Source organism: Ferrimonas lipolytica (genome assembly GCF_012295575.1).
In the GTDB taxonomy this organism is placed as follows: Bacteria; Pseudomonadota; Gammaproteobacteria; order Enterobacterales; family Shewanellaceae; genus Ferrimonas; species Ferrimonas lipolytica.
The window spans coordinates 1,918,400-1,944,496 of record NZ_CP051180.1 but is presented as its reverse complement, the minus strand read 5'-3'; the positions used below and the strand labels follow the sequence as shown (position 1 = coordinate 1,944,496).

Annotated in this window: 27 protein-coding genes; 22 read left to right on the top strand and 5 right to left on the bottom strand. The window is 49.7% G+C overall.

Annotated elements, in window-relative coordinates:
- Nucleotides 1–240 carry a YecH family metal-binding protein gene (locus tag HER31_RS09000; RefSeq protein WP_168660267.1) on the top strand — a complete coding sequence of 80 codons (240 nt, stop codon included), beginning with the start codon at nt 1–3 and terminating at the stop codon, nt 238–240.
- Here the strand turns inward: HER31_RS09000 and HER31_RS08995 are convergent.
- From HER31_RS08995 to suhB, 3 genes are all read right to left on the bottom strand, one after another.
- Entirely contained in the window at nt 237–644 is a 408-nt protein-coding gene (locus HER31_RS08995) for a phosphate-starvation-inducible protein PsiE (RefSeq protein ID WP_168660266.1), read from the bottom strand. The genes HER31_RS09000 and HER31_RS08995 overlap by 4 nt on opposite strands.
- 408 nt (nt 645–1,052) lie before the next feature.
- Nucleotides 1,053–1,412, bottom strand: a complete 360-nt coding sequence (locus HER31_RS08990; protein ID WP_168660265.1) for a DUF3718 domain-containing protein — start codon at nt 1,410–1,412, stop codon at nt 1,053–1,055.
- Nucleotides 1,413–2,013: 601 nt separating this feature from the next.
- Nucleotides 2,014–2,814, bottom strand: coding sequence for an inositol-1-monophosphatase (suhB, locus tag HER31_RS08985; RefSeq protein WP_168660264.1), 801 nt, complete (start codon nt 2,812–2,814; stop codon nt 2,014–2,016).
- A 297-nt stretch (nt 2,815–3,111) separates the two neighbouring features.
- Here suhB and trmJ point away from each other — a divergent pair, with 297 nt between their 5' ends.
- The 11 genes from trmJ to ndk all read left to right on the top strand — a co-directional run bounded on the left by trmJ (nt 3,112) and on the right by ndk (nt 11,486).
- Nucleotides 3,112–3,849 carry a tRNA (cytosine(32)/uridine(32)-2'-O)-methyltransferase TrmJ gene (trmJ, locus tag HER31_RS08980; RefSeq protein WP_168660263.1) on the top strand — a complete coding sequence of 246 codons (738 nt, stop codon included), beginning with the start codon at nt 3,112–3,114 and terminating at the stop codon, nt 3,847–3,849.
- A 267-nt stretch (nt 3,850–4,116) separates the two neighbouring features.
- Nucleotides 4,117–4,578: a Fe-S cluster assembly transcriptional regulator IscR gene (iscR, locus tag HER31_RS08975; RefSeq protein ID WP_168660262.1), complete on the top strand. Its 462-nt coding sequence runs from the start codon at nt 4,117–4,119 to the stop codon at nt 4,576–4,578.
- Between the two features lie 56 nt (nt 4,579–4,634).
- Nucleotides 4,635–5,849 (top strand): IscS subfamily cysteine desulfurase, encoded by a 1,215-nt coding sequence (locus HER31_RS08970; protein ID WP_168660261.1) that lies wholly within the window; start codon nt 4,635–4,637, stop codon nt 5,847–5,849.
- 72 nt (nt 5,850–5,921) lie between these two features.
- Complete coding sequence (iscU, locus tag HER31_RS08965) at nt 5,922–6,305, top strand: Fe-S cluster assembly scaffold IscU (RefSeq protein WP_168660260.1); 384 nt, start codon at nt 5,922–5,924, stop codon at nt 6,303–6,305.
- A 12-nt stretch (nt 6,306–6,317) separates the two neighbouring features.
- Nucleotides 6,318–6,641, top strand: coding sequence for an iron-sulfur cluster assembly protein IscA (gene iscA, locus HER31_RS08960; RefSeq protein ID WP_168660259.1), 324 nt, complete (start codon nt 6,318–6,320; stop codon nt 6,639–6,641).
- A 10-nt stretch (nt 6,642–6,651) separates the two neighbouring features.
- Entirely contained in the window at nt 6,652–7,167 is a 516-nt protein-coding gene (gene hscB / locus HER31_RS08955) for a co-chaperone HscB (protein WP_168660258.1), read from the top strand.
- Nucleotides 7,168–7,184: 17 nt separating this feature from the next.
- Nucleotides 7,185–9,041: a Fe-S protein assembly chaperone HscA gene (gene hscA / locus HER31_RS08950; protein ID WP_168660257.1), complete on the top strand. Its 1,857-nt coding sequence runs from the start codon at nt 7,185–7,187 to the stop codon at nt 9,039–9,041.
- Between the two features lie 9 nt (nt 9,042–9,050).
- Nucleotides 9,051–9,392 (top strand): ISC system 2Fe-2S type ferredoxin, encoded by a 342-nt coding sequence (gene fdx / locus HER31_RS08945; RefSeq protein WP_168660256.1) that lies wholly within the window; start codon nt 9,051–9,053, stop codon nt 9,390–9,392.
- Nucleotides 9,393–9,425: 33 nt separating this feature from the next.
- On the top strand, nt 9,426–9,626 hold the full coding sequence (gene iscX, locus HER31_RS08940) for a Fe-S cluster assembly protein IscX (protein ID WP_168660255.1): 201 nt from the start codon (nt 9,426–9,428) through the stop codon (nt 9,624–9,626).
- Nucleotides 9,627–10,342: 716 nt separating this feature from the next.
- Complete coding sequence (locus HER31_RS08935) at nt 10,343–10,915, top strand: hypothetical protein (RefSeq protein ID WP_168660254.1); 573 nt, start codon at nt 10,343–10,345, stop codon at nt 10,913–10,915.
- Nucleotides 10,916–11,054: 139 nt separating this feature from the next.
- On the top strand, nt 11,055–11,486 hold the full coding sequence (ndk, locus tag HER31_RS08930; protein ID WP_168660253.1) for a nucleoside-diphosphate kinase: 432 nt from the start codon (nt 11,055–11,057) through the stop codon (nt 11,484–11,486).
- Between the two features lie 48 nt (nt 11,487–11,534).
- On the opposite strand, the gene HER31_RS08925 is transcribed toward ndk, so the two are convergent.
- Nucleotides 11,535–12,605, bottom strand: coding sequence for a CNNM domain-containing protein (locus tag HER31_RS08925; RefSeq protein WP_168660252.1), 1,071 nt, complete (start codon nt 12,603–12,605; stop codon nt 11,535–11,537).
- 194 nt (nt 12,606–12,799) lie between these two features.
- On the opposite strand from HER31_RS08925, the gene rlmN reads away from it, so the two are divergent.
- The 9 genes from rlmN (at nt 12,800) to HER31_RS08880 (ending at nt 23,116) form a co-directional block, all read left to right on the top strand.
- Nucleotides 12,800–13,918 carry a dual-specificity RNA methyltransferase RlmN gene (gene rlmN / locus HER31_RS08920; protein WP_168660251.1) on the top strand — a complete coding sequence of 373 codons (1,119 nt, stop codon included), beginning with the start codon at nt 12,800–12,802 and terminating at the stop codon, nt 13,916–13,918.
- 30 nt (nt 13,919–13,948) lie between these two features.
- Nucleotides 13,949–14,722, top strand: coding sequence for a type IV pilus biogenesis/stability protein PilW (gene pilW / locus HER31_RS08915; protein ID WP_168660250.1), 774 nt, complete (start codon nt 13,949–13,951; stop codon nt 14,720–14,722).
- Complete coding sequence (locus HER31_RS08910) at nt 14,722–15,615, top strand: RodZ domain-containing protein (RefSeq protein WP_168660249.1); 894 nt, start codon at nt 14,722–14,724, stop codon at nt 15,613–15,615. Before pilW ends, HER31_RS08910 begins: the two co-directional genes overlap by 1 nt.
- A gap of 6 nt (nt 15,616–15,621) precedes the next feature.
- Nucleotides 15,622–16,734: a flavodoxin-dependent (E)-4-hydroxy-3-methylbut-2-enyl-diphosphate synthase gene (gene ispG / locus HER31_RS08905; protein ID WP_168660248.1), complete on the top strand. Its 1,113-nt coding sequence runs from the start codon at nt 15,622–15,624 to the stop codon at nt 16,732–16,734.
- A gap of 85 nt (nt 16,735–16,819) precedes the next feature.
- A complete protein-coding gene (hisS, locus tag HER31_RS08900; RefSeq protein WP_168660247.1) occupies nt 16,820–18,097 on the top strand; it encodes a histidine--tRNA ligase in 1,278 nt (425 codons plus the stop codon).
- 10 nt (nt 18,098–18,107) lie between these two features.
- The gene (locus HER31_RS08895; protein WP_168660246.1) at nt 18,108–18,728 is read left to right on the top strand and encodes a YfgM family protein; all 621 of its coding nucleotides are present in this window, start codon (nt 18,108–18,110) and stop codon (nt 18,726–18,728) included.
- A 9-nt stretch (nt 18,729–18,737) separates the two neighbouring features.
- Entirely contained in the window at nt 18,738–19,922 is a 1,185-nt protein-coding gene (bamB, locus tag HER31_RS08890; RefSeq protein WP_168660245.1) for an outer membrane protein assembly factor BamB, read from the top strand.
- Nucleotides 19,923–19,993: 71 nt separating this feature from the next.
- On the top strand, nt 19,994–21,508 hold the full coding sequence (gene der, locus HER31_RS08885) for a ribosome biogenesis GTPase Der (protein WP_168660244.1): 1,515 nt from the start codon (nt 19,994–19,996) through the stop codon (nt 21,506–21,508).
- A 459-nt stretch (nt 21,509–21,967) separates the two neighbouring features.
- Complete coding sequence (locus tag HER31_RS08880; RefSeq protein ID WP_168660243.1) at nt 21,968–23,116, top strand: GGDEF domain-containing protein; 1,149 nt, start codon at nt 21,968–21,970, stop codon at nt 23,114–23,116.
- Between the two features lie 7 nt (nt 23,117–23,123).
- Here HER31_RS08880 and xseA read toward each other — a convergent pair whose 3' ends face one another.
- Nucleotides 23,124–24,461 carry an exodeoxyribonuclease VII large subunit gene (xseA, locus tag HER31_RS08875; protein ID WP_168660242.1) on the bottom strand — a complete coding sequence of 446 codons (1,338 nt, stop codon included), beginning with the start codon at nt 24,459–24,461 and terminating at the stop codon, nt 23,124–23,126.
- 124 nt (nt 24,462–24,585) lie between these two features.
- Here xseA and guaB point away from each other — a divergent pair, with 124 nt between their 5' ends.
- Entirely contained in the window at nt 24,586–26,049 is a 1,464-nt protein-coding gene (gene guaB / locus HER31_RS08870; RefSeq protein ID WP_168660241.1) for an IMP dehydrogenase, read from the top strand.
- Nucleotides 26,050–26,097 lie beyond the last annotated feature (48 nt).

Here is a 26,097-nt window from a genome sequence, read left to right as displayed (position 1 = left end):
ATGTCCAGTGTACATGCTCATGAGTTCATTAATTTGATTGGCCAACAAACCGAACCTAAGGCGATTGCACAACTAAGCCAACTGGCTACCGAAGCATTCGGTGCAGACGCTCGTTTCCACACCTGCCACTCGGAAGACCAAACCGCCGACCAGATTTTGGCATTTTTACAGAAAATGGACAAAATCGTAGTCGATGGTGAAGGTTTCGTGCTTAATCGCGGTAATGTGTGTAACCACTAATCATCGGATTGGCGTTGGCCCGGCTCTGGATATGGCAATTTAATCTGACCATATCTGATCACTTGAACCGTCAGCGCCAATACGAGCGCGGCCGAAGCGATTGCAATAATTCGCCAGTCATCCATCGCTTTCATGTCGAGGATGAGGTAGCGTGCCAGCGCAACGATGGCAATATACACAGGCATACGAATCGGTAGCTTACCAATCTCGGCGTAGTTCGCTACCATCGCTAATACTTCCAGATAGATAAACAGCAGCAGCAGATCCGCCAAAATAACGTGACCTCGTTGCCACACTGTTTTCACCTCCTCCCCAATCGCGAATAAAGTCGCAATGGCTATCAAAACCAGAATTCCGGCTTCGGCGTATTTAATCAGCTTTAGTCCATATTTGCGATTTAACATCTTCTGTCCATATATCCTTGTGTTGATGCTTATGAGTATAGAAAGTTGGCGTTACCCTAACTAATGTTGTGGTCACCGTGGTGTGAACTAGTGCACAAAAATCTCATTCAGCGAGGCGGAATCGATCAGATATACTTAGATTGGTTAAAACGGTGTTTGATGGAAGAGGGTAGGGAGATGCAGCAGTCAGATATGACGTCGAGCGAACGAAGACAACGTTGGTTACATCCACGGCATTTATCGTATTTTTGGGTTGCGTTGTTGAGCTTGCTGTTATTTCCGTTTGTTGTAGTTGGTGTGATTGCAACCCTAACGGTGATGAAACTGGGCAACTTGACTCGAACAACCAAAGCAATTTAGCCAATAAAAAGATCAGGGCATACCTGATCTTATAGTTATCAAAAGGCTTTAGTTAGCGGATATAACCAGTGTACCACTCAGGCTCGCTAACTCGGTGATCTTTACCTTGGTTCGAACTTCTTCATTACTATACCGAGCCAATCGATTGGCGACCCTGTCGTCTGAGTTATAGCGTGCAGCGAAGGTGGCTACCGCTTCGTTGTTACAGCGTAGATGTTTGCCAATAATCTTGTAATCTAAGCGGTTGTGGCGCAGTGCTTTGGAAAAACGACGCATCGGAATCGTTGCTGCTTGCACGCAGACTCGGGTTTCCATGGAATCGTCAGCTGCCACTATAGACCGGGTTTCTGCTACTGCCATGGTGCTGCAACCCAATGCCATTATTGCGCCGAGTAGAAGAGCTTTCATAACCTTTTTCCTTATGGCCAAATTTAGCATGGCTAAGTGTTGCTAACGCAGTGGCATTCGGAGTGGTTGAATGTAAGCATTTGTAACCGCTTTTTGGCACGGAACTTGGCGGTCGATGGTAACGATAGAGAACACAGGTGGTTAGCTTGAGCGACACGTTATGTAACATATATGCGCTTACATTTGGTCGCTGTAATGGCTTGGTTTAGAGGGTTAAACGATGCCGGAACGGGCAACTTATCAAACAAAAAAGGGCTGTGTACCAATTAAGTGTTGCTCTTTCCAAGGCTGTTAAAGCACTGGCAAGTCGAGTCGCGATACAAGGGTAAAGCACTACCGCTATTGATCTTCTGCCGCATTGGAGCAGTTCAGCGAAGCGTTTTGGACTGCGACCTAAGGCAAAGGGGGATTCCAAAGGGGGCGAAGCTCCCCCTAATGCATACAAAAATGTGCCGTCGCCACCGCGACATACCCCCCTTAAGAGTACTGCAATCGGTGAAGCCGAAGACTTAAGATAAACTTCAACAGCTAACTACGACACAGCCCAAAAAAAGGGTCGCTCATTGCTGAGCGACCCTTTTGTATTACAGCAGTGTTGCTGTTACTTCAGTGCATCACTTAAGTGTGGACGCATCTTGGTAACGATACCTGCAGTAACCTTTGGACCACCGGCAACAATGTTGCCAGAGGTGATGTGCTTATGGCCACCGGTAAAGTCGGTAACGATGCCACCCGCTTCGCGAACCAGCAATTCGCCGGCGGCGAAATCCCATGGCTTAAGGCCGATTTCGAAGAAACCGTCCAAACGACCACAGGCTACGTAAGCCAGATCCAATGCAGCAGAACCAGCACGACGCATATCAGCAACGTCGTTAAACAGTTCGCCAAAAATAGTCATGTAGGTGTCAGTGTGCTGACGAGCCTTGAACGGGAAACCAGTACCCAGCAGCGTGCCGGTTAACTCACGTTGGTTAGCAACACGGATACGTTGGCTGTTCAGCTGTGCGCCTTGGCCACGAGATGCCGAGAACAGCTCGTTGGTCATCGGGTCGTAAACAACGCCAACCTCTGTCTTGCCGTTTACCTGTAAGGCAACGGATACAGAAAAGTGTGGAATACGCTTCAGGAAGTTAGAGGTGCCATCCAGAGGGTCGATAATCCATTTGTATGAATCGTTTTCACCGATGTCAGTACCAGACTCTTCACCAATAACGGTGTGATCTGGATACGCTTTACGGATCGCAGCGATGATGGCGCGTTCGGCGTCACGGTCTACGTTACTTACATAATCGTTCAAGCCTTTTTGTTCAGCTTCAACTTTGTCGAAATCTTCATAGGCACGTGTGATCACGTTACCTGCATTACGCGCAGCGCGAATGGCGATGTTCAGCATCGGATGCATATCGATACCCCAGGGATGTAAAAGAACGCGGCCGAGGAGTGTCCCTCGGATTAAGGCGCGCAAGTTTAACAAATTCTTGCCAGTTGGCAAGGGCGATCATTACTAATACCAATCTGAGTAAGTTTTGATACATAAACTACGCTGGGATAGCGACTCTAGCCACATCAGTCATAGCTACTTAGGAAGCGTGATAGTGCTAGTGGCCTAGATTGTAAATCTCAGTTTCATTTGGTCTAAATGATAGTTGCTGGCTGTGATAATATCCGCTTCCAGTTTTTAGTTAGGATCAATCTGCATATGCTTGGCAACATCCGCATTGTTTTAGTGGGCACCTCCCACCCCGGTAATATTGGCTCCGCTGCGCGAGCGATGAAAACCATGGGGTTGTCGCAACTCTATTTAGCGGCGCCGCGCACTGAAGTTGATGGTAAATCGACAGCACTGGCGGCAGGGGCAGGGGATGTACTGGACAGTTTGGTGGTTACCGACGATTTGCAAAGTGCCATTGCTGATTGCAGCCTAGTTATTGGCACTAGTGCCCGCAGTCGTACCCACAGTTGGCCCATGCTGGATGCACGTCAGGCTGGTCGAAAGCTGGCTCAGCAATCTGAACAGGGTCCAGTAGCGTTAGTATTTGGTCGTGAAAATCACGGTCTAAATAATGAAGAGTTGCAGATGTGTCACTTTCACGTATGCATCCCAGCCAACCCTGAATACAGCTCGCTCAACTTGGCGCAGGCTGTGCAGTTAATCAGCTACGAAACGCGCATGGCGCAGTTGGAGCTAGAGGAAAGCCCCGCAGAGGAAGAGGAAGTCGATTACCCCGATTCAGCACAGATGGAAGGCTTTTACCAACATCTTGAAAAAGTGTTGCTATTTACAGGCTTTATTAATCAAGCACATCCTGGACAAATCATTACAAAATTACGCCGGTTATTTAACCGCGCTCGACCAGAGCAGATCGAGATGAATATCCTTCGTGGCATTTTGACCTCAATAGAGCGAGTCGATAGCACTAATCGCAATCGTGACTAGTGGCTGTTTTGTGCGCGTATTGGCTGCCGTTTTGCCCGATAAACAACCAGTTCTGGTTGGAGTGTGACGTTGATTGCGGCTTTGTCGAAAGTCAATTGATCCTAAGTGGCGCATAGGGTTAAATACCGCTGCACCGCACTGGGGTATTCGATGTCGTTACTGAAGCCAGCAACTGCAATAATAGTTGACTAGATTAGTAGGATAAATACTTGACTAATTTGGTCGGGTATATAGAATGTTCCTCAGAATATCGGAAGGAAACTGGCAATGCGACTTACTTCAAAAGGCCGCTATGCGGTAACAGCCATTCTGGATGTAGCACTTCATACATTAAATGGCCCGGTACCGTTAGCGGATATATCAGAACGTCAGGGGATCTCTCTGTCCTATTTGGAACAGTTATTTGCCAAACTGCGTAAACAGGGCTTGGTATCTAGCGTCCGCGGCCCAGGTGGTGGTTATCTGCTTGGTAAAGAGGCCGCCGAGATCTCTGTTGCAATGGTAGTTCACGCAGTGGACGAATCCGTTGATGCAACTCGCTGCAGCGGCAAAGCCAATTGCCAAAGCGGTGCTCGTTGCTTAACCCACTCACTGTGGGGCGATTTGAGTGATCGTATTGCCAGTTTTCTTGATGGCATTAGCCTCGCTGATCTTATGGACGACCACCAAGTTAAGGTCGTCAGTCTGCGTCAAGAAGAGGCTCAAGTCCGGAATCAAGCTCGCGCCTGATCCCGACAGTTGTATCTCGCCAGTACCATAGTGACTGGCTCAGCTCTGGATAAGTTATGAAACTTCCAATCTATTTTGATTATTCTGCAACTACCCCGGTTGACCCGCGCGTTGCAGACGTAATGATGCAGCACCTTACTTTGGACGGTAACTTCGGTAACCCAGCTTCCCGTTCCCACCGCTTTGGTTGGCAGGCAGAAGAGTCTGTTGATGTAGCTCGTAACCAAGTGGCTGAACTGCTTAACGCCGATCCGCGTGAGATTGTGTTCACCTCCGGCGCAACCGAATCAAACAACTTGGCGATCAAAGGCGCTGCTCACTTCTACAAGAAGAAGGGTCAGCACGTAATCACTAGCAAGACCGAGCACAAAGCGGTTCTGGATACTTGCCGCCAGCTAGAGCGTGAAGGCTTTGAGGTGACTTACCTTGATCCAGACGCCAATGGCATTATTCCGCTGTCTCGCTTTGAAGACGCAATTCGTGAAGACACCGTATTGGTTTCTATCATGCACGTGAACAACGAGATTGGTGTAATTCACGACATCAACGCCATCGGCGAACTGTGTCGTAGCAAGAAAGTATTACTGCATGTTGATGCGGCACAATCCGCTGGCAAGCTGCCAATCGACGTGAAAGAGATGAAGGTCGATATGATCTCTCTCTCAGGCCACAAAATGTACGGTCCTAAAGGCATTGGTGCGCTGTACGTACGTCGTAAGCCACGCATTCGCTTAGAAGCGCAGATGCACGGTGGTGGCCACGAGCGCGGTATGCGCTCTGGTACCCTAGCTACTCACCAGATTGCTGGCATGGGCGAAGCCGCTCGTGTTGCTAAAGAAGATATGGCTGCTGAGCATCAACGCGTGTTGGCTCTGCGTGACCGCTTGTGGAACGGCATCAAGGACATGGATGAAGTGTACTTGAATGGCGATGCGGAACAACGCGTGGCAGGTAACCTCAACGTTAGCTTTAACTTCGTTGAAGGTGAATCGTTGATTATGGCACTGAAAGACCTCGCGGTTTCTTCTGGTTCAGCCTGTACTTCTGCCAGCTTAGAGCCAAGCTACGTGCTGCGTGCGCTGGGGTTGAACGACGAGTTGGCCCACAGCTCAATCCGTTTCTCCGTTGGCCGTTTCACCACTGAAGCTGAAGTTGACCATGCTATCGGCATCATCAACGAGTCCATCGACAAGCTGCGTGACATGTCGCCGCTGTGGGAAATGTTTAAAGATGGTGTTGACCTGTCCCAAGTGGAATGGGCTGCGCATTAATTGAATTTGATAAGCCGACCTATGGGGTCGGCTTAATGTCCCAGGATTCTGGGCAAGATTGGAGCTAAGATCATGGCTTACAGCGAAAAAGTAATCGAGCACTATGAAAACCCACGTAACGTTGGTTCATTCGATAAGAACGATCCTAACGTAGCAACCGGTATGGTTGGCGCACCAGCTTGTGGTGACGTGATGAAACTGCAACTTAAGATCGATGATAACGGTGTTATTGAAGATGCTAAGTTCAAAACCTACGGTTGTGGTAGCGCAATCGCATCGAGCTCGCTGGTTACCGAATGGGTAAAAGGCAAGACTCTAGATGAAGCCGCGGCGATTAAGAACACCGCGATTGCTGAAGAGTTGGCATTGCCACCAGTTAAGATCCATTGTTCTATTTTGGCGGAAGACGCGATTAAAGCGGCTATCACTGATTATCAGAGCAAGCAAGACAAGTAATCCGGAGTAGTAATGGCCATTACCTTGACCGAAGCGGCAGCTGAACGCGTTCAAAGTTACCTTACCAACCGAGGCAAAGGCCTTGGCTTGCGCTTAGGGCTTAAGACCTCTGGCTGTTCAGGCTTGGCATATGTATTGGAGTTCGTGGACGAGCTTCAGCCTGGTGACGAAATATTTGAGCTACTGGGCGTTAACATCATTATTGATGCCAAAAGCATGGTTTACCTCGATGGATTGCAGGTCGACTTTGTCAAGGAAGGCCTGAACGAAGGCTTCAAGTTCGAAAACCCTAACGCCCAAGGCGAATGTGGTTGCGGCGAGAGTTTCACCGTATAAAGGATCGCCAATGAACTATTTCGAACTGTTTGCGTTACCGCAAGGGTTTGAACTGGATAGTGCCACTCTTGCAACTCGCTATCGCGAGTTGCAGCGTGCTGTGCACCCAGACAACTTTGCCGCAGGCAGCGACCGCGACCGATTGATGGCGGTGCAAAAAACCGCAGAAATCAACGATGCGTTCCAAACCCTCAAATCTCCTCTTGGTCGAGCTGAATACTTGTTGCGTCTTAACGGCGTCGAGTTACGCGGTGAAACCACCACTATCAAAGATCCCATGTTCCTAATGCAACAGATGGAACTGCGTGAAGCCTTGGCAGATCTTGCCGATCACGACGACCCATTTGATGCCGCCCTTGCACTTGAGCAAGAGTTTGCTGCCATTAAAAAAGCGATGATGACTAACCTTATTAGTCAGCTTGATAACAAGTTGTGGCTTGACGCAGCAGATAACGTCCGCAAACTTAAGTTTGTCGATAAATTGGAACAGGAGTTGGCATTGCTGGAAGAGCAGTGGCAGCTGTAAGCAACGGATAACACACCATGGCACTATTGCAGATCGCCGAACCTGGTCAGATGGCTGCACCGCATCAACATAAATTGGCGGTTGGTATCGATTTGGGTACCACCAACTCACTGGTAGCAGCAGTTCGAAGCGGCCAAGCCGAAACGTTGGCTGACAGCCAAGGCCGTCACCGTATGCCGTCAGTGGTTCGCTACCTTGAACAAGGGCTAGCCACCGGTTACGAAGCGAAAGCAGAAGCAACCCAAGATCCGGCCAACACCATTATCTCGGTGAAGCGTTTTTTAGGCCGCTCATTAGAAGATGTGGCTGCTCGTTACCCGCAGCACCCATATCGGCTACAAGGCTCGGACAACGGTTTGCCGTTGTTTGACACCCGCCAGGGCTCTGTTAACGCGATTCAGGTGTCTGCTGAAGTGCTACGTCCGCTTATTTTACGTGCGGAGCAGACCTTAGGCGGTGATCTCACAGGCGCGGTAATTACTGTACCGGCCTATTTCGATGACGCCCAACGCCAAGGCACAAAAGAAGCTGCGGAGCTATTGGGGGTTAAAGTATTACGCTTACTCAATGAGCCTACTGCTGCAGCGATCGCCTACGGTCTAGATAGTGGCCAAGAGGGCGATATTGCCATCTATGATTTGGGTGGTGGTACCTTCGATATTTCTATTTTGCGCCTAAATAAGGGCGTATTTGAGGTACTGGCAACCGGTGGTGACAGTGCCCTTGGTGGCGATGACTTCGATCACCTACTAGCGCAAGCTATCGCTGAGCGCGCCGGTGTGGTTATTGAGCACGCGGATGCGTCAATGCAACGAGCGCTGATGACAGAAGCCTGTCGCATTAAAGAAGCATTAACTGACAGCGACAGCGTTACCGCAGCAATTGCCGACTGGCAGGGGGAGGTGACCCGTGTTGAATTTGATGCACTGATCGCACCACTGATCAAACGAACCTTGATGGCCTGCCGTCGTAGTTTAAAAGATGCAGGTGTTACTGTTGATGAGATTCAGCAGGTAGTTATGGTGGGTGGTTCTACCCGTGTACCGGCGGTGCGCGAACAAATTGGTGGCTACTTCCAACGCCAACCACTGACTTCAATCGATCCAGATCGGGTCGTGGCAATCGGTGCTGCTATTCAAGCTGACATTCTTGCTGGCAACAAACCCGACTCAGATATGCTGTTGCTTGACGTATTGCCGTTGTCACTTGGTTTGGAAACCATGGGGGGCCTCACCGAAAAGGTGATCCCGCGTAACACGACCATTCCGGTTGCTCGAGCGCAGGAGTTTACCACCTACAAAGATGGTCAAACGGCGATGGCAATTCATGTGGTTCAAGGTGAGCGAGAGATGATCGCTGATTGTCGCTCTCTGGCTAGATTTGAATTGCGTGGCATTCCACCAATGGCTGCAGGTACTGCAGTTATTCGAGTAACCTTCCAGGTTGATGCCGATGGTTTGCTGAGTGTTAAGGCGGAAGAAAAGACCTCTGGCGTTGTCGCTGAGATCCAAGTGAAGCCATCATTTGGTTTGAGTGACAATGAAGTCACCCGTATGCTGACCGAATCGATGACCCACGCCCGTGAAGATATCACCAAGCGGATGCTTACAGAGCAACGGATCGAAGCCGGTCGTGTAATCGAAAGTTTGACTAAAGCACTTGAAGCCGATGGCGAGGTGCTATTAGAACCTGCAGCGCAGAGAGCGCTGGAGCAACAGATGCTAGCTCTAGCTGAATTAGCCAAGGGCGACGATGGCGAAGTCATCAAGCAAGGAATTGAAGCGCTGGATAAAGCCAGTGGCGACTTTGCCGCACTGCGGATGGATCTGTCGATTCGTCGCGCACTGTCTGGCCAGTCAGTAGATAAGGTTTAAGAGGGTAGTATGCCAAAGATCGTTTTTTTACCGCACCATGAACTCTGCCCAGAAGGGTTGGAAGTTGAAGCTAATGACGGTGACTTCATTCTAGATGTCGCCCTAAAAAACGGCATTCACATCGAACACGCGTGTGAAAAAAGCTGTGCTTGTACCACTTGCCATGTGGTTGTTCGTGATGGCTTTGACTCACTGGAAGAGAGTGATGAGTTGGAAGACGACATGCTTGATAAAGCGTGGGGCTTAGAGCCGGAGTCACGTCTTTCTTGTCAGGCTAAGGTGAATGGTGTCGATCTTATCGTTGATATTCCACGTTATACCGTTAACCAAGTATCCGAAGCGCACCATTAATAATTAACGTTACCTACTCACAAGGAGTTCGGTATGGGTTTAAAGTGGATTGATGTGGTTGATATTGCGGTTGAACTGTCAGAGCAGCAGCCGGATGTTGATCCCCGCCAGATTCGGTTTACCGATCTACGTGAGTGGGTAATGGCGCTTGATGAGTTTGATGATGACCCAGAGCATTGCGGAGAACGCATTCTCGAAGCGATTCAACAGGCTTGGATAGATGAGCAAGATTGATGTAAGAAGGCACCTACGGGTGCCTTTTTTAGGCTGTGTACCAACTAACTGTTGTTCTTTCCAAGGCTGTTAAAGCACTGGCTAAGCGAGTGGCGATACAAAGGATAAAGCACAACCGCTATTGATCTTCTGCCGCATTGGAGCAGTTCAGCGAAGCGTTGTGGACGGCGACCTAAGGCAAGGGGGATTCCAAAGGCGGCGAAGCTCCCCCCCCTAATGTATACAAGAATGTGCCGTCGCCACCGCGACATCCTCCCCTAAAGCACCGAAATCGATGAAGCCGAAGGCTTAAGATAAACTTCAACAGCTAACTACGACACAGCCCTTTTTATGTTTACCGAATAAACAATCGGCACTGGCAAAATCAATTAACCACAGATCGCAACGTAATTTGCTGCATTGACATTGTTACCGCGCAGCCATGTTTAGGACACTATGTTGTTTACGGTTTCTAACTGCTTGACCAGTTTAGCTAAAGCTGGTTATACAGGTGCCGTCATTCGCTGACGTTAACGTATAGCCAAACGCTTACATTGATATAGGAATAAGCTTATTGCTCAGATAGCTAAAGTTTTTGCTTATCTAGTCAAGTTTTTGCAAATAAGGGCTTTTTTTTGCTCGAAATACCTTTTATGTTGGTCGCTGTTTAGTCGATCTGTGACGTTTCGACAAGATTCATTTCCCATTATTTTAATTTTGTGAACCGGTACCGACACATGACCTCAACTGTCCGCAGTATTGAACTACCCGAAGAGGTAGTGTTATCTGAAACAATGCCGAGCATTGAGCCAACCCAACTTCGGTTCTTGTTGCGCAAGTTATCATTACGCCGTGGCCAAACCGTTGTTGTCATCGGTTGCCCAGAGTTTAATGCGTTGCGCAATCTCGCCGATTGCGTAGGCGACATTGGTAAGGTACTGGTGCTGCTGACTGACGAGCAACTTCAAGCTCGGCACGGTTTATCCAGCCAATTGCAGCAACTCTGTACTGAATATGGCCAGATCATTTTTGGTAAATTGGGACCATCAGCCGAACTACAACAAGCTGACGCAATGATCATCATGTCTGACCGACTAACCCCTCCATACGAGCCGCTGCTTGATCAAGCATGGCGCCGACTGGTTTCCGGTGGCCGTATTATGTTGGTGTTGCCAGAAGGCGAAGCACATACTGACAAGCTTTATCAACTAATCGAAGTGGCCTGTCGTTTGGGTTTTGTGAGCCGTTACCGCCGCTGTTGTAACAAACACACAGCTTGGGTTGGGGTTAAATACAGCAATAAAGGTTGATTTGGCTCACGATTACTTATTGAAACGAGGTCTTGCTCGGTCAAAATTAGATGCCTATGTGACAGCAGTAGCCTTTTCTCTGCTTTTTAGAATATAATCCGCGCCGAATGGCTAATCTAACAATAATATGGAGCGGACAATGGCCCTGGAACGTACTTTTTCTATCGTAAAACCTGATGCAGTAGCAAAGAACTTTATTGGTTCTATTTATCAGCGTTTTGAGTCAGCTGGCCTGAAGATCGTTGCCTCTAAGATGGTGCACTTGAGCCGCGAGCAAGCGGAAGGTTTTTACGCTGAGCACAGCGAACGTCCTTTCTTCGCTGCATTGGTTGAATTTATGACTTCTGGTCCAATCATGGTCCAGGTTCTGGAAGGTGAAAACGCAGTTCTAGCAAACCGTGAAATCATGGGTGCAACTAACCCAGCTGACGCAGCTCGCGGCACTTTGCGCGCGGATTACGCAAACAGCATCGACGAAAATGCGGTACATGGTTCTGATGCTCTGGCATCTGCTGAACGTGAAATTGCTTACTTCTTCACTGCTGAAGAGATCTGTCCACGTACTCGCTAAGCCGAGTTTGTAGACATTTAAGGCGCCCATGAGGCGCCTTTTCTGTTTCTATGGTTCTGCTTTTCTATCTGCGCCATCTTTGCTGAGACGGAATTTGCGTTCTTTTTGGCGGTGCTCCCAAAGCCTTCGCGCTAACTGCTGCATATCTTTAGAAACGTCATTGTGATCAACAATCTCTAGACCGAGCATCGATTCGATGATGTCTTCCATGGTGACCAAACCTCGGACGCTGCCATACTCATCGGCAACAATGGCGATATGGCAATGGCGGGTTAATAGCAGTTCGAATAACACCATCAGCTTGCTGTTTTCCGGAATCACCATCAGCTTGTGTTGAATCGTGCGTAGGGTCGCATTGGGGTCGGTCTTTTCAGCGATAAGCACTTCTGAGCGGTTAACGTAGCCCACGATGTTGTCTGGCTCATCGCGAAATACTGGGATCCGGCTAAAGGTCTTCTTGGCGTGCTGGGAAGAAAAGTCAGCCAAGGTAAGTTCTTGCGACACGCTATGGATTACTGTTCTTGGGGTCATGATAGCGCTGACAGGTAAGCTGCGTGCTTGTAGTAATCGTTTCAAAATTTGGGATTCTTTTAGATCGAGTTCCCCGCTTGCCGCGCCAATATCAGCCATTGCTGACATCTCCGCCCGGATGTGGCTTTGTTCGGAGCTTGATTGGAACCGTTCGGTGATCCAGCCGGACACAATAATCAGTGGCTTGGTGAGTTTAACCAGCACCGACAACCAAATCGATGCAGTCGGTGCCAGTTGACGCCAATAGCGAGCACCGATGGTCTTCGGGATGATCTCTGAAATAAACAAAATCGCTAAAGTCAGTACGGCGGAGAACCAACCAAGCGCATTGCTGCCAAACACTACAGAGGCTTGAGCACCTGCACCGGCAGCACCGGCTGTGTGGGCGATGGTATTGAGGGTGAGGATCGCCACCAAAGGAGATTCGATCTGTTGCTGCAGGGTTTCTAGCCGCGCCGCCACACTGGGGCGACTATGGCGCAGGTGACTAATATAGGCAGGGGTCAGTGACAGCAATACTGCTTCGAGTAAGCTGCAGATAAACGATACGCCGACGGCGAGTAGTACAAACAGGCCGAGCAAAAACATAGCCTACCCCTTGTTTTTATTGTTGTTAATCATCTTGGTCGAAGCACTAGGTAACAGTACCTCAAAATTACAGTGATTATCGATATAAGGTAATCGTAGTTGTTATCACGCACAATCTTATGGCTGGGCTTTACGTTCATAGCCTCTAGCGAGTACAATTGCGCGCCATTTTCGGCCGGTAAACGAGGCATCCTATGACAGACAAAACCAATTTGCTCAATCTTGATCGCGACGGCTTGCGAGCATTTTTTAGCGAAATAGGAGAAAAACCGTTCCGTGCTGATCAGGTATTTCGTTGGATCTACCATTTTGGCATCAGTGATTTTGATCAGATGACCAACATCAATAAAAAGTTGCGCGAGAAGCTAAAGGCACGCACTGAAATTGTTGCTCCTGAGATCGCTGAGTCACAACACTCTGCTGATGGCACCATTAAGTTTGCGATGGATGTTGGTAATGGCCAGCAGGTTGAAACCGTATACATTCCAGAAGGTGATCGTGCCACCCTGTGTATCTCATCGCAGGTTGGCTGTGCACTGGAGTGTACCTTCTGCTCCACTGCACAGCAGGGCTTTAACCGTAACCTTAACGTAGCTGAAATTATTGGCCAGGTTTGGCGGGTGGCGGTATACCTTGGTTTAAATGGTGATACCCGCGAACGTCCTATCTCGAACGTGGTATTGATGGGCATGGGGGAGCCGCTATTGAACTTCAATAACGTTATTCCAGCGATGAATATCATGTTAGACGACTTCGGCTTTGGTTTATCCAAGCGCCGAGTAACCTTGTCGACCTCTGGTGTCGTACCTGCCCTTGATAAGCTTGGTGATGTTATTGACGTTGCCTTGGCAATCAGTCTGCACGCCTCGAACGATAAGTTGCGTGACGAACTGGTGCCTGTTAACAAGAAGTACAACATCGAGATGTTCTTGGAATCGGTACGTGGCTACCTGTCTAAGTCATATGCTAACAAAGGCCGTGTGACCGTTGAGTATGTGATGCTCGATCATATCAATGACAGCACCGATCAGGCCCATGAGTTGGCTAAGGTAATGAAAGATACACCGTGTAAGATCAACTTGATTCCGTTTAACCCATACCCGGGTAGCCCATACGGTAAAAGCTCGAACTCGCGCATTGACCGTTTCTCTAAGGTTCTTATGGATTACGGTCTAACCGTTATTGTTCGTAAAACCCGTGGTGACGACATTGATGCCGCCTGTGGTCAGTTAGTTGGCGATGTTCGCGACCGCACCAAGCGTTTAGTCAAAAAACGCATGCAAGAACAGTCTATTTCGGTAACAATGAGTTAAGAAATTAGCTGTCTGCTCATCAAGGACAAGATGAATTCAAAGTGTTTAGTGGTTATTGGTCTATTGGGCTTGGTCGGTTGTGTTCAAAAGACAACCTATAGAGGTTCCGATCAGACTGTGGTAGCGCAAGATGTCGATCATGTCGCGGCCGCTCGCGAGCGGTTGTCACTGGGATTGGCATACTTGCGTCGAGGCGACAGTGAACAAGCCAAATATAACTTTGAAAGGGCGCTGAAGCATACTCCGAACGATTCCGAAGCGTTGCTGGCGATGGGGTATTACTTTGACGCCGTTAAGGACGTAGAACGTGCTGAGGGCTATTATCGTCGAGCGGTAAACACCTCTCCGTTCAACGCTGACGCCGCGAACAATCTCGGTGTGTTTTTATGTAAGCAGGAGCAGTACGAAGAGGCCGATAAGTGGCTTAACCGTGCGGTTTCTAGCGATGGTTACATTCGCCTTGGTCAGACCTACGAAAATTTGGGATTATGCGCCCAAAAAGCTGGCTGGACCGAACGCGCTGCCGATTATTATCAAAAGGCACTCAATCACGACCCTCGTCGCTCTGCAAGTTTGCTTCAAGTTGCTGAATTACAATACCAAACAGAAAAACTGGATGACGCTCGCTTCTATCTAGAGCGCTATCATAACAATGGTAATGAATCGGCAGCGAGCTTGTGGTTAGGAGCAGAGTTGGAATTTGAGGCCAACAACACTGATGCTGCAAGGCGCTATGGGGTATTATTGCTAGCTAAGTACCCGACGTCTGCGCAAGCAAAAGAGTATCGAACGAAGTATTACTGATGACAGAAGAATTGAATAACGAACCTGCTCTTACCGGACCAGGAACTCTGTTGCGCGATGCGCGCGAGCAGATGGGGTTATCAACCCAGCAAGTCGCACAGCGATTGAACCTGCGTCATTCTGTAGTCGTAGGTATTGAAGCAGACCATTATGAGCCGGGGATGTCGATCACCTATATCCGTGGTTATATTCGTAATTATGCTCGTCTGGTTGGCCTTAATGAAAAAGAGCTGAACAGCGCCCTCGACAGTATCTCACTGCCTGAGCCCGAGCCCGAGATGCACAGCTTCTCCGACAAAACTAAGCGCGACCGCAGCGACAGCCGCTGGCGCTTGTTGACGTGGGGGATTGGACTGTCTTTAGTGGCGGCACTTGGTTGGTGGGTGATGTCACTGCAAAGTGGCGATCAGCAAAGCCTTAACCTACCTGAGCCAACTAACTTAGCCGAGCTTGAACGTCAGTCTAATCCGGTAGTTACGACGCCACCTGCTGTAGCAGTTGTTGCGCCCACGCCGATTGAGCAATCAGTATCAATCAACTCAACCACTGAGCCAGCCGTTGCTGTAGTTGATGCTCCGGAAACCGAAGTCGAGTTGGTTGCTGCCACTGAACAGCCAGTCGAACAAGCGGTTGCTGTTGAGGCCCAAGCCGTTGCTGAAACCTTAACAGTCAGTTTGAGTGCCGATTGCTGGATGTTGATTCAAGACGCTAACGGCGAAAAATTAGTTGAAGGGTTGAAGCCGCAAGGTTTTACAACCTCGCTAGGCGGCAGTGCGCCGTACAAACTGCGTTTAGGTGCACCAGAAGCGGTGACACTAAGCTACAACGGCACAGCTGTTGATCTTTCCTCATTTAGCGCCGGTAAAGTGGCGCGTCTGACAGTACCGCGATAAAAAATCATGCATCAACCAACTCCAATCAAACGACGTAAGTCGACCCAAATCATGGTGGGCAATGTACCGGTAGGTGGCGATGCACCTATTTCGGTACAGTCCATGACTAATACGCTGACAACCGATGTTGACGCGACCGTGGCTCAGATTGCTGCCATTGAGCGCGCCGGTGCCGATCTGGTGCGGGTGTCAGTACCAACAATGGAAGCCGCTGAAGCCTTCAAGCTCATTAAGCAACAAGCGAATATCCCGTTAATTGCGGATATTCACTTTGATTATCGTATCGCCCTTAAAGTGGCAGAATACGGCGTGGATTGCTTACGCATTAACCCAGGTAACATCGGTAACGAAAGCCGTATCCGCGCGGTGGTTGATTGTGCCCGTGATAAAAATATTCCCATTCGTATTGGCATTAACGCCGGTTCGTTAGAGCGCGAAATCCAAGAAAAGTATGGCGAGCCAACCCCAGAAGCTTTGGTTGAATCGGCCATGCGTCATGTGGATATTCTCGATCGTCTTAATTTTGACCAGTTCAAGGTCAGCGTAAAAGCCTCTGATGTTTTTCTTGCGGTTGAGTCTTACCGTCAGTTAGCGCAGCAAATTGTGCAACCACTGCACCTTGGCATTACCGAAGCTGGCGGCGCGCGCGCTGGCGCAGTTAAGTCCTCGGTTGGCCTTGGTATGCTGTTAGCAGAAGGTATTGGCGATACGATGCGGATTTCGCTAGCGGCAGATCCAGTGGAAGAGGTGAAGGTTGCGTTTGATATCCTAAAGAGCCTACGGATCCGCTCCCGCGGTATTAACTTTATCGCCTGTCCATCATGCTCCCGTCAGGAGTTTGACGTCATTGGTACCGTTAATGCGCTTGAGCAGCGACTTGAAGACATCATCACTCCGATGGATGTTTCTATCATTGGTTGTGTGGTTAACGGCCCCGGTGAAGCGCTAGTATCCGATTTAGGATTGGCTGGCAGTAACCGCAAAAGCGGCTTCTACCTCAACGGTGAACGTCAAAAAGAGCGTTTAGATAACAACGATTTGGTTGATACCCTTGAGAGTAAGATCCGCGCCCAAGTGGCCTTAAAACAACAGCAAATCGACGTACAACAGCAAGACTAATGCTGTTGTATGCTCCACCCTTGCGGTGGGGCAACCCAACTGGGTATATCATTCAAATTCTCAGAAAGTAACTAACGAGTTTATTGTGGCAAAACAGATCCAAGCTATTCGCGGTATGAACGATTGCTTGCCGGCGGACACCGCCAAATGGCAGCAAGTTGAGTCTACCTTACGTCAATTGGTTGCCGGTTATGGCTACCAAGAGATCCGTACTCCAATCGTAGAGATGACCAATCTCTTTACCCGCGGCATCGGCGAAGTTACCGATATCGTCGAAAAAGAGATGTACACCTTCGAAGACCGTAATGGCGATCATCTGAGTTTACGCCCTGAAGGTACGGCTTCAACCGTGCGTGCTGGTAACCAGCATGGCTTGCTTTATAACCAAGAGCAGCGCTTGTGGTACATGGGCCCGATGTTCCGTCACGAGCGCCCGCAAAAAGGCCGTTACCGTCAATTCCACCAATTCGGTGTTGAAGTGTATGGTTTGGCCGGTCCAGATATTGATGCGGAAGTGTTGTTGATGTCTGCTGCACTGTGGCAGCAACTGGGCCTGTCTGAACATGTTCGGCTTGAGCTCAACACCATCGGTAATGCGGATGAACGTGCCGCCTACCGTGATGCGCTGGTTGCGTTCTTAGAGCAGCACCACGACAAGCTAGATGAAGATAGTCAACGTCGTTTGCACAGCAACCCGCTGCGTGTCTTGGATTCAAAGGACCAAGGCGTACAAGCATTGTTGGCCGATGCACCAGTACTTACCGACTACCTAAACGAAGAGTCGCAACAACATTTTCAAACCTTATGTGAACTGTTGAGCGCTGCGGGCATCGAATACACCATCAATCCGCGCTTGGTTCGTGGTTTGGACTACTACAATCGCACCGTTTTTGAGTGGGTTACTGACAGCTTAGGCTCTCAGGGTACAGTACTTGCCGGAGGTCGTTACGACTCTTTGGTTGGTCAACTGGGTGGTAAAGATACTCCAGCGGTTGGTTTTGCTATGGGCATCGAACGTTTGGTGCTGTTGCTGGACACCTTAGGTAAGTTCGACAACTTGCCACGGCAAGCTGACGTGTATTTGTGTGCGATGGGCGACGCTGCGGTTGCAGCGGGACTCCAGCTGGCGCAAGAGTTGCGCCAATCGGTAGCAGGGCTTAAGGTGTTGACCCATTGCGGCGGCGGAAACTTTAAAAAACAGATGAAACGCGCTGACAAGAGTGGAGCTGAATGGGCTCTTATCTTGGGCGACGATGAATTACAACAAGGATTAGTCACCGTCAAACCACTGCGTGGTGGCGAACAACGTCAGCTTTCTAAAGCGGCACTAATCGAAGAATTAGCCGCTCTGGTCCAGATTTAAGGGGAAGTTTGTGGAACATTTTGAAACAGAAGAACAACAGGTAGAAGCACTAAAACGCTTTTGGCATGAATACGGTAAATCGATCGTAGGCGGCGCAATCTTAGGGTTGGGCGGTTTATGGGGTTGGAACTACTACCAGCAGGATCAGATGCAGGCTCAAGAGGTTGCGTCATCGGCATTTGAACAGGTGCTAGCTAAGGCTGAGAATGGCGATGAGCTAACTCAAGCGGTTGAAGCGTTCCGTGCCGAGCACGGTAGCACTGGTTACAGCGCTATGTCTGATCTGCTGCAAGCTCGTGTCGCAGTTGATGCCGGCGAACTGGATAAAGCGGCGCCGCTGCTAGAGCGAGCAATTGCCGATCTGGACGATACCGTTAAGCCACTTGCACAGATGCGTCTAGCCCGTGTTCAGCATGCTCTACAAAACGTGGATGCAGCATTAGCAACGGTTGAAGCTATCAACAACAGCGCTTATGAAGCCCAACGCGAAGAGCTGAAAGGTGATCTGCTGGTTGCTAAAGGCGACATCACTGCGGCACGTACCGCTTATCAAGCGGCATTGGCTGCTGGCGGTACCATGAGTAATCCTGCATTGCAGATGAAAATCGACGAGTTGGCTCAAGCTAGTTAAGGAGTCAGTATGTTGCTGGCAAGAAAAGGATGGCTCGCTGGGCTGCTGTGCACCGCTGTATTAACTGGTTGTGCCTCCAGCGATAGTGAAGAAGTAATTAAGGAACTGCCTGAGCTGGATAATCCACTCAGTGCCGACGTTGTTTGGAAAAGCGCCGTCGGTGATGGCATAGGTGAGTATTGGTCTTCACTCTCTCCAGCGCTGAAGTACGATAAGGTATTTGTTGCTGAGCGCTTTGGTATGGTTAAGGCATTTAATCAGGCTGATGGCAAAGAAGTTTGGAGCAGTAACCTGCGTCGCGTGTTCGCCGAAGGTGCACTGCAAAAGAATCACGGTGCCCGTCTTTCTGGTGGCGTAGCATCTGGCTTTAACAAAGTTTTTGTCGGTTCCGAGAACGGGGTTCTGTTCGCTTTATCAGCGGAAACCGGTGAGGTTGAGTGGCAAGCCACTACCGCTGGCGAAGTGCTGTCTGATCCTGCCGTTGTAGGCTCTATGGTTGTGGTTAATACGGGCTCCGGAAAGGTGCAAGCATTTGATGTTCAATCTGGTGAGTTCAAGTGGCAGATGGACATGACCATGCCGTCACTGGTTCTACGTGGTACGTCGGGCATTGCTAGCTCACAAGGTGCAGCCTTTGTTGGTACACCTGACGGTAAGGTTTCGGCGTTCTTTGGTGAAACCGGTGCGCCGATTTGGGAGGCTCGCATTGCTGAAGCATCGGGTTCCAACGAACTTGATCGCGTAGTCGATGTTGACGCTAAGCCAATCATCGTCGGCAGCAACATGTACGCCGTAGCATTTAATGGCAGTTTATCCGCCATTGAGATGCAAACCGGTACCGTATCATGGAACCGTAAGTATTCGAGTTACCTACCGATGGTGGTGCAGGGCTACAATATTTACATGACCGACTCAGATGGCTCGATCTACGCGATTGACCGCCGCAATGGGTTGGAAAAGTGGGTTAATAGTGAGCTGACTGGCCGTATGCTAACTGGTCCGCAAGTAGTTGGAGATTATGTTGTTGCTGGTGACTTTGAAGGTTACTTACACATCTTTAATCGTGCCGACGGTACCTTGTTGGGCCGCGAGCAGATCGACAGCAGCGGTTTATACACCCAACCTGCGGTAGATGACGGTACAATATACGTACAAACCCGAGATGGGCGCGTTGCTGCGGTGACAATTCCTTAAACACCCTGTAAACTATGGCGCCCTCGAAAGTTCGGGGGCGTTTTTGTTTGTTTTTAATGAGGTTTCAATAGATGATCCCAGTGGTAGCCCTTGTCGGACGCCCCAATGTTGGTAAGTCGACGCTATTTAACCGCCTGACCGGTACACGCGACGCCTTGGTGGCTGACTTTCCAGGCCTAACCCGAGATCGCAAATATGGCCAAGCCAAATTGGCCGGCCATGACTTTATTGTGGTTGATACCGGTGGTATCGATGGCACTGAAGAGGGCATTGAGACCAAAATGGCCGAGCAGTCACTGCTTGCCATTGAAGAGGCCGATGTAGTGTTGTTCTTGGTTGATGCTCGTGCCGGCTTAACGGCCGCCGATGAAGGTATTGCCAAGCACTTGCGTACTCGCCAAAAAACCACCTTGTTGGTAGCCAACAAAACCGACGGTATCGATGCTGATGCGGCCGTGGGTGAGTTTTATGCCTTAGGGCATGGTGACATTCACCAAATCGCTGCGGCACAGAACCGTGGTGTCGCCAGCCTAATTAATTTCGCTTTGGCTCCTTTCGCTGAAGAGTTTGAAGCTGGGCAAGAGCCAGAAGAAGAGCTAAGTGAAAATGACGCCTATTGGGCGGCGTTGGAAGCGGAGCAGTTGGCTAAAGAGGAAGCGGCTAACATGAGCGCAGAGACTGCGGCTGAGGAATCAGAGCGTCTGCGTAACCAACCGATTAAGTTGGCTATTATTGGCAAGCCAAACGTTGGTAAGTCGACCCTAACTAACCGTATTCTCGGTGAAGATCGAGTGGTGGTCTACGACATGCCTGGCACTACTCGTGACTCTATCTACATTCCGATGGAACGTGACGGCCGTGAATACGTCTTGATCGATACCGCTGGGGTGCGTCGTCGTAAAAACATGCATGAAGCGGTCGAGAAGTTTTCGGTTATTAAAACACTGCAAGCGGTTGAAGATGCAAACGTAGTATTGCTGGTTGTTGATGCCCGCACCGGTATTGCAGATCAAGATCTGTCGCTGCTCGGCTTTGCGCTCAATGCTGGCCGTGCCGTTGTGCTTGCTGTCAATAAGTGGGACGGCCTGACTACCGACTATAAAGATCAGATTAAGAACGAACTGGATCGCCGTTTGGGCTTTGTAGATTTCGCTCGTTTGCACTTTATCTCTGCCTTGCATGGTACTGGTGTAGGACATCTGTTCGAATCGGTTCAAGAAGCGTACGACAGTGCAACCAAACGAACCTCGACTGCGATGCTAACGCGTATCATGCAGATGGCGCAGGATGATCACCAGCCACCAATGGTGCGCGGTCGTCGTGTTAAATTGAAGTACGCTCACGCCGGTGGTTACAATCCGCCGCGGATCATCGTGCACGGAAACCAGGTTAAAGATCTTCCTGATTCCTACAAACGCTACCTGATGAATTACTTCCGTCGTTCGTTGGAGGTTATGGGGACACCAATCCGTATCGTCTTCTCCGAAGGCAGTAACCCGTTTGAGGGTAAGCGCGTTAAGATGAACGCCGCTGAGCAGCGTAAACGCCGGCAGGTGTTGAATCACATCAAGAAGCGCGGCGCCTAACTGCTGCAACAGAAAACGGCCTCTTTTAGAGGCCGTTTTTTTTGGCGACTTCAAAGTCACAGCTTATTTTGGGGCTGTGTCGTCGTTAGCTGTTGAAGTTTATCTTAAGCCTTCGGCTTCACCGATTTCGGTGTTTTTAAGAGACTATGTCGCGGCGGCACATTCTTGTATGCATTAGGGGGGAGCTTCGCCCCTTTGCCCCCCCTTGCATTAGGTCGCAGTCCCAAACACTTCGCTGAACTGCTCCAGTGCGGCAGGAGATCAACGGCGGTAGTGCTTTACCCTTGTATTAACACTCATCTTGCCGGTACTTTAACAACATTGGGAAGAACAGCACTTAGTCGTTACTCAGCCGTTTTTTTGCATCGAGATAGTTAATTTGGCTGTGACGGTTGATAACAAATTGTAAATCTTGCAAAGATAGACTCCAGATCAGAATCTTTAAGAGCCCCCTAATCAATGTCGATAACTCCGCTAACGGCACAGCCCGTAGCTACAGAATTTCACTGGCTTAATTATTTAACCGATGCAGCCATCGTTCATCTTGATGGCGAGGTGTTTGCTTGTAATGAGTCGGGTAGGTCTTTTCTGTCTGATCCACAGGTGAAATCGAAACTTCGGACGGTCTCTGACGTTAGTAATCAACTGTTTGTTAGTGACCAAGGTTTGCCGTGGATGGTGGAATCGAAATGGCTTGAGCAACATCAAAGTTGGCTGACTCAATTACGACCAGCGTTAGAGCCAAACTTCGGCCAACTGTTGCTAGAAAATCCTCGCCCTATTTTGGTTCATGATAACTTCAAACCACTGTTTGCTAACCAAGCATACGTCGATCTATTTCAGCTCAGCTCGATAAAGCAGTTGTTGAAGATGGACTCGATCCGCCCTTTGATTGGCGAAGAACATTGGCCGGCAGCCCTCAGCAACTACCAGCAGTTGATGAGTGATGGTTACTTGGTTTCTGAACCAGTGTCTGTCAGTTGGAGCTGCATGGGTAATAAACTACAAACACGGATCCATGATTTTGTTGTCGACTGGTTCGGCCGGCGCGTGCTGTGTACCACCATCCACGATGTTGGCCGTGATCAAAACACTATTGGCCGCTATCGTGATATGGCCTTTACTGATCCGCTGACGCGCTTAGGTAACCGACGCCGTTTTGATGAACAAGGTGCCAGCGATCTACTTCATTGCCTCAATCGGAATCGTGTGGCAACGGTAGTGGTAATCGATATCGACCGGTTTAAGCTCGTTAATCAACAATACGGCCGGCCGGTTGGTGATTTGGTGTTACAGTTTTTGGCCAAGCTCCTTCGTGGCTATGCTGGTGAGCAAGCGCTAGTGACCCGGATGAAACAGGATGAGTTTGCACTGTTTTTTGCAGCGGAATCCGCTCAAGCTGGATTGGAGTGGGTCAACCATCTTAAGCAGCGCATCGATAGCAGTCCGTTTATGCTGCCCAGCGGGGCTACTATCGACATTGAGCTCTCAATTGGAGTGAGCCTCTGGAGTGGTGGCGACGACCACTTGAGTGGCATGCATGAACGAGCTACTCAAGCCTTAGTTCAAGCTTCTGAACTCGGTGGTAATCAAATTATCGCTGGCTGATTTCTGTTTATGAGGTTGAGGTTACCTTGGCAGCTAGGTTGCCACGGTGTAATCGCAGCTTAATCGTTTCGCCTACCTCGACCTGAGCACTATCGACAATGTTGCTGCCCTTGGCGTTGGTTGGGATGGCGTAGCCGCGACTCAATACCGCCAATGGTGATACACCTTCTAAGGTGGCGACGAGCTTTGCTAACTGCAGCTTATTCCTTTGCAGCAACTGTTGTTGTCCCTGCACCAGTCGGCGTTGGAGTTGCGTTAATTGCTGTTGGCCAGAGGTAATGCGGCGTTGTGGATGCTGGCTCATTAATCGTTGCGACAGCTGTTGCTGCTTGAATCTGCCCAGTTGCAGCTGTTTTTCGATACCACGGTGCAAACGAGCGCTCAGCTCATCCAAGCGTTGATAATGGGTTTGTAGCTGGTTCTTCGGGTGAGCCGCGTCCAACCGAGAAGCGAGTAGGGCAAGCCGGTGTTGTTGATGGGTAAGTTGGCCACGGGTAGCGCGTAATAATCGCTGTTGCAGTTGTTCTGTCTGCCGTAACAGGTGGCTACGGTCTTGGCTGAGCAGTTCCGCTGCCGCTGATGGGGTTGGTGCGCGCACATCAGCAACAAAATCGCAGATGGTGGTATCCACTTCGTGGCCGACGGCGCTAATAACCGGCAGTGTCGATGCAAACACAGCGCGGGCAACGGCTTCTTCGTTGAAGCACCACAGATCCTCCATAGAGCCACCACCACGGGTTAGTAGCAAGCAATCAACCTCGTTGCGTTGGTTGGCGGTATAAAGCGCCTGACAGATGCTTGCAGTGGCGTCACGGCCCTGTACCAAGGTTGGGTAGATAACCACTTGCAACATTGGATCTCGTCGCTGCAGCACGCTCAACACATCTTGAATCGCTGCGCCGCTGGCTGAGGTGATAACCCCAAGTCGACGTAACGCCTTAGGCAATGGTTGTTTGGCGGCAGTGGCGAACAAGCCCTCAGCGGCAAGGCGCATCTTTAGCGCATCGAACTGTTGCTGAAGTAGGCCGTCACCGGCGGGTTGCATGGACTCAACTACCAGCTGAATATCGCCACGGGGTTCATACATGGTTAGGTTGGCACGAACCAGTACTTGCTGGCCGTTAGCAGGAGCAAAGGTAACTCGACCGGCACGACTGCGAAACATCGCACAACGGATCTGGCTCCGATCATCTTTGAGAGTAAAGTAGATGTGGCCGGACGCAGGGGTCGCTAAATTGGAAATTTCGCCGCTAAGCCAAACGCGACCTAAATTGCCTTCTAATAGCTGTTTAATTTGGCGACTAAGGCCGGAAACGGTAAGGATATTGTTCGACACGAGAAACAATTGAACCCAATTTTGAAATTAATCGAACATAAGTAACAATTTATCATTGTTCTGACAAGATCAGATCGCTATACTCCGCCAGCAATATTTCAAACCCAAAACCCTACTCAGGTGGAATGTTGCAATGCTAAGAATTAAACAAGAGGCACTGACGTTTGACGACGTTTTGTTATGCCCAGCCCACTCTACCGTTCTTCCTAATACTGCCGTTCTTGGCACCAAACTGACCAAAACAATCTCGCTTAATTTGCCACTGTTGTCCGCTGCGATGGATACTGTGACTGAAGCGCGTTTGGCTATTGCGATGGCACAAGAAGGTGGCCTAGGGTTTATTCACAAAAACATGAGCATCGAGCAGCAAGCTAACGAAGTTCGTAAAGTGAAGAAATACGAAGCTGGTGTGGTTCAAGACCCAGTAACCGTAACCCCAGAAACTACCATGATGGAGCTGCGCGAGCTGACTCATAAATGCGGTTTCGCTGGCTTCCCTGTGGTAACCGAAAGCGGCGAGCTGGTTGGTATCGTTACCGGCCGTGACGTTCGTTTTGTAACTAATCCAGATCTCACGGTGCCAGAACTGATGACTCCGAAAGATCAGCTGATCACCGTGCAAGAGGGTGCAGCTCTTACTGACGCACAAGCACTGATGCACAAGCACCGTATCGAAAAGGTATTGGTAGTGGATGGGGCATTCAAGCTTAAGGGCATGATCACCGTTAAGGACTTCCAGAAAGCGGAGCAGAAACCACATGCATGTAAGGATGAGCTGGGCCGCCTTCGTGTTGGCGCAGCCGTTGGTGCAGGTGCTGGTAACGAAGAGCGTGTTGCCGCCTTGGTTGAAGCCGGTGTTGATATCATCCTGCTGGATTCCTCCCATGGCCATTCCGAAGGTGTATTACAGCGCATTCGCGAAACCCGAGCCGCATTCCCTGAGGTGCAAATCGTTGGTGGCAACGTAGCTACAGCAGAAGGCGCGCAAGCGTTGATTGACGCTGGCGTTGATGCCGTGAAAGTGGGGATTGGCCCAGGTTCAATCTGTACCACTCGTATCGTTACCGGTGTGGGTGTACCACAGATCACCGCAGTTGCTGATGCTGCCGCAGTATGTGACAAGCACGGTATTCCAGTTATCGCCGATGGTGGTATTCGTTTCTCCGGTGATATCGCCAAAGCGCTGGCTGCAGGAGCATCCTGTGTTATGGCTGGTGGTTTGTTTGCGGGTACGGAAGAAGCACCAGGTGAAACTGAGCTGTATCAAGGCCGTGCCTTTAAGTCCTACCGTGGTATGGGCTCTTTAGGTGCCATGAGCCAAGGCTCATCGGATCGTTACTTCCAGAGCGACAATGCTGCCGACAAAATGGTGCCAGAAGGTATCGAAGGTCGCATCCCTTACAAAGGTAAGTTGAAAGAGATCATTCACCAGCAGATGGGCGGCTTACGTTCATGCATGGGTTTGACCGGTTGCGGCACCATCGAAGCCCTGCGTACTAAAGCTGAATTTGTTCGGATCTCCGGCGCTGGCATTAAAGAATCTCACGTTCACGACGTAACCATTACTAAAGAAGCACCGAACTACCGTATGGGTTAATCGGGATGAAGGGCAGACGGAGTCTGCCCTTTTTACAACACTTATAAA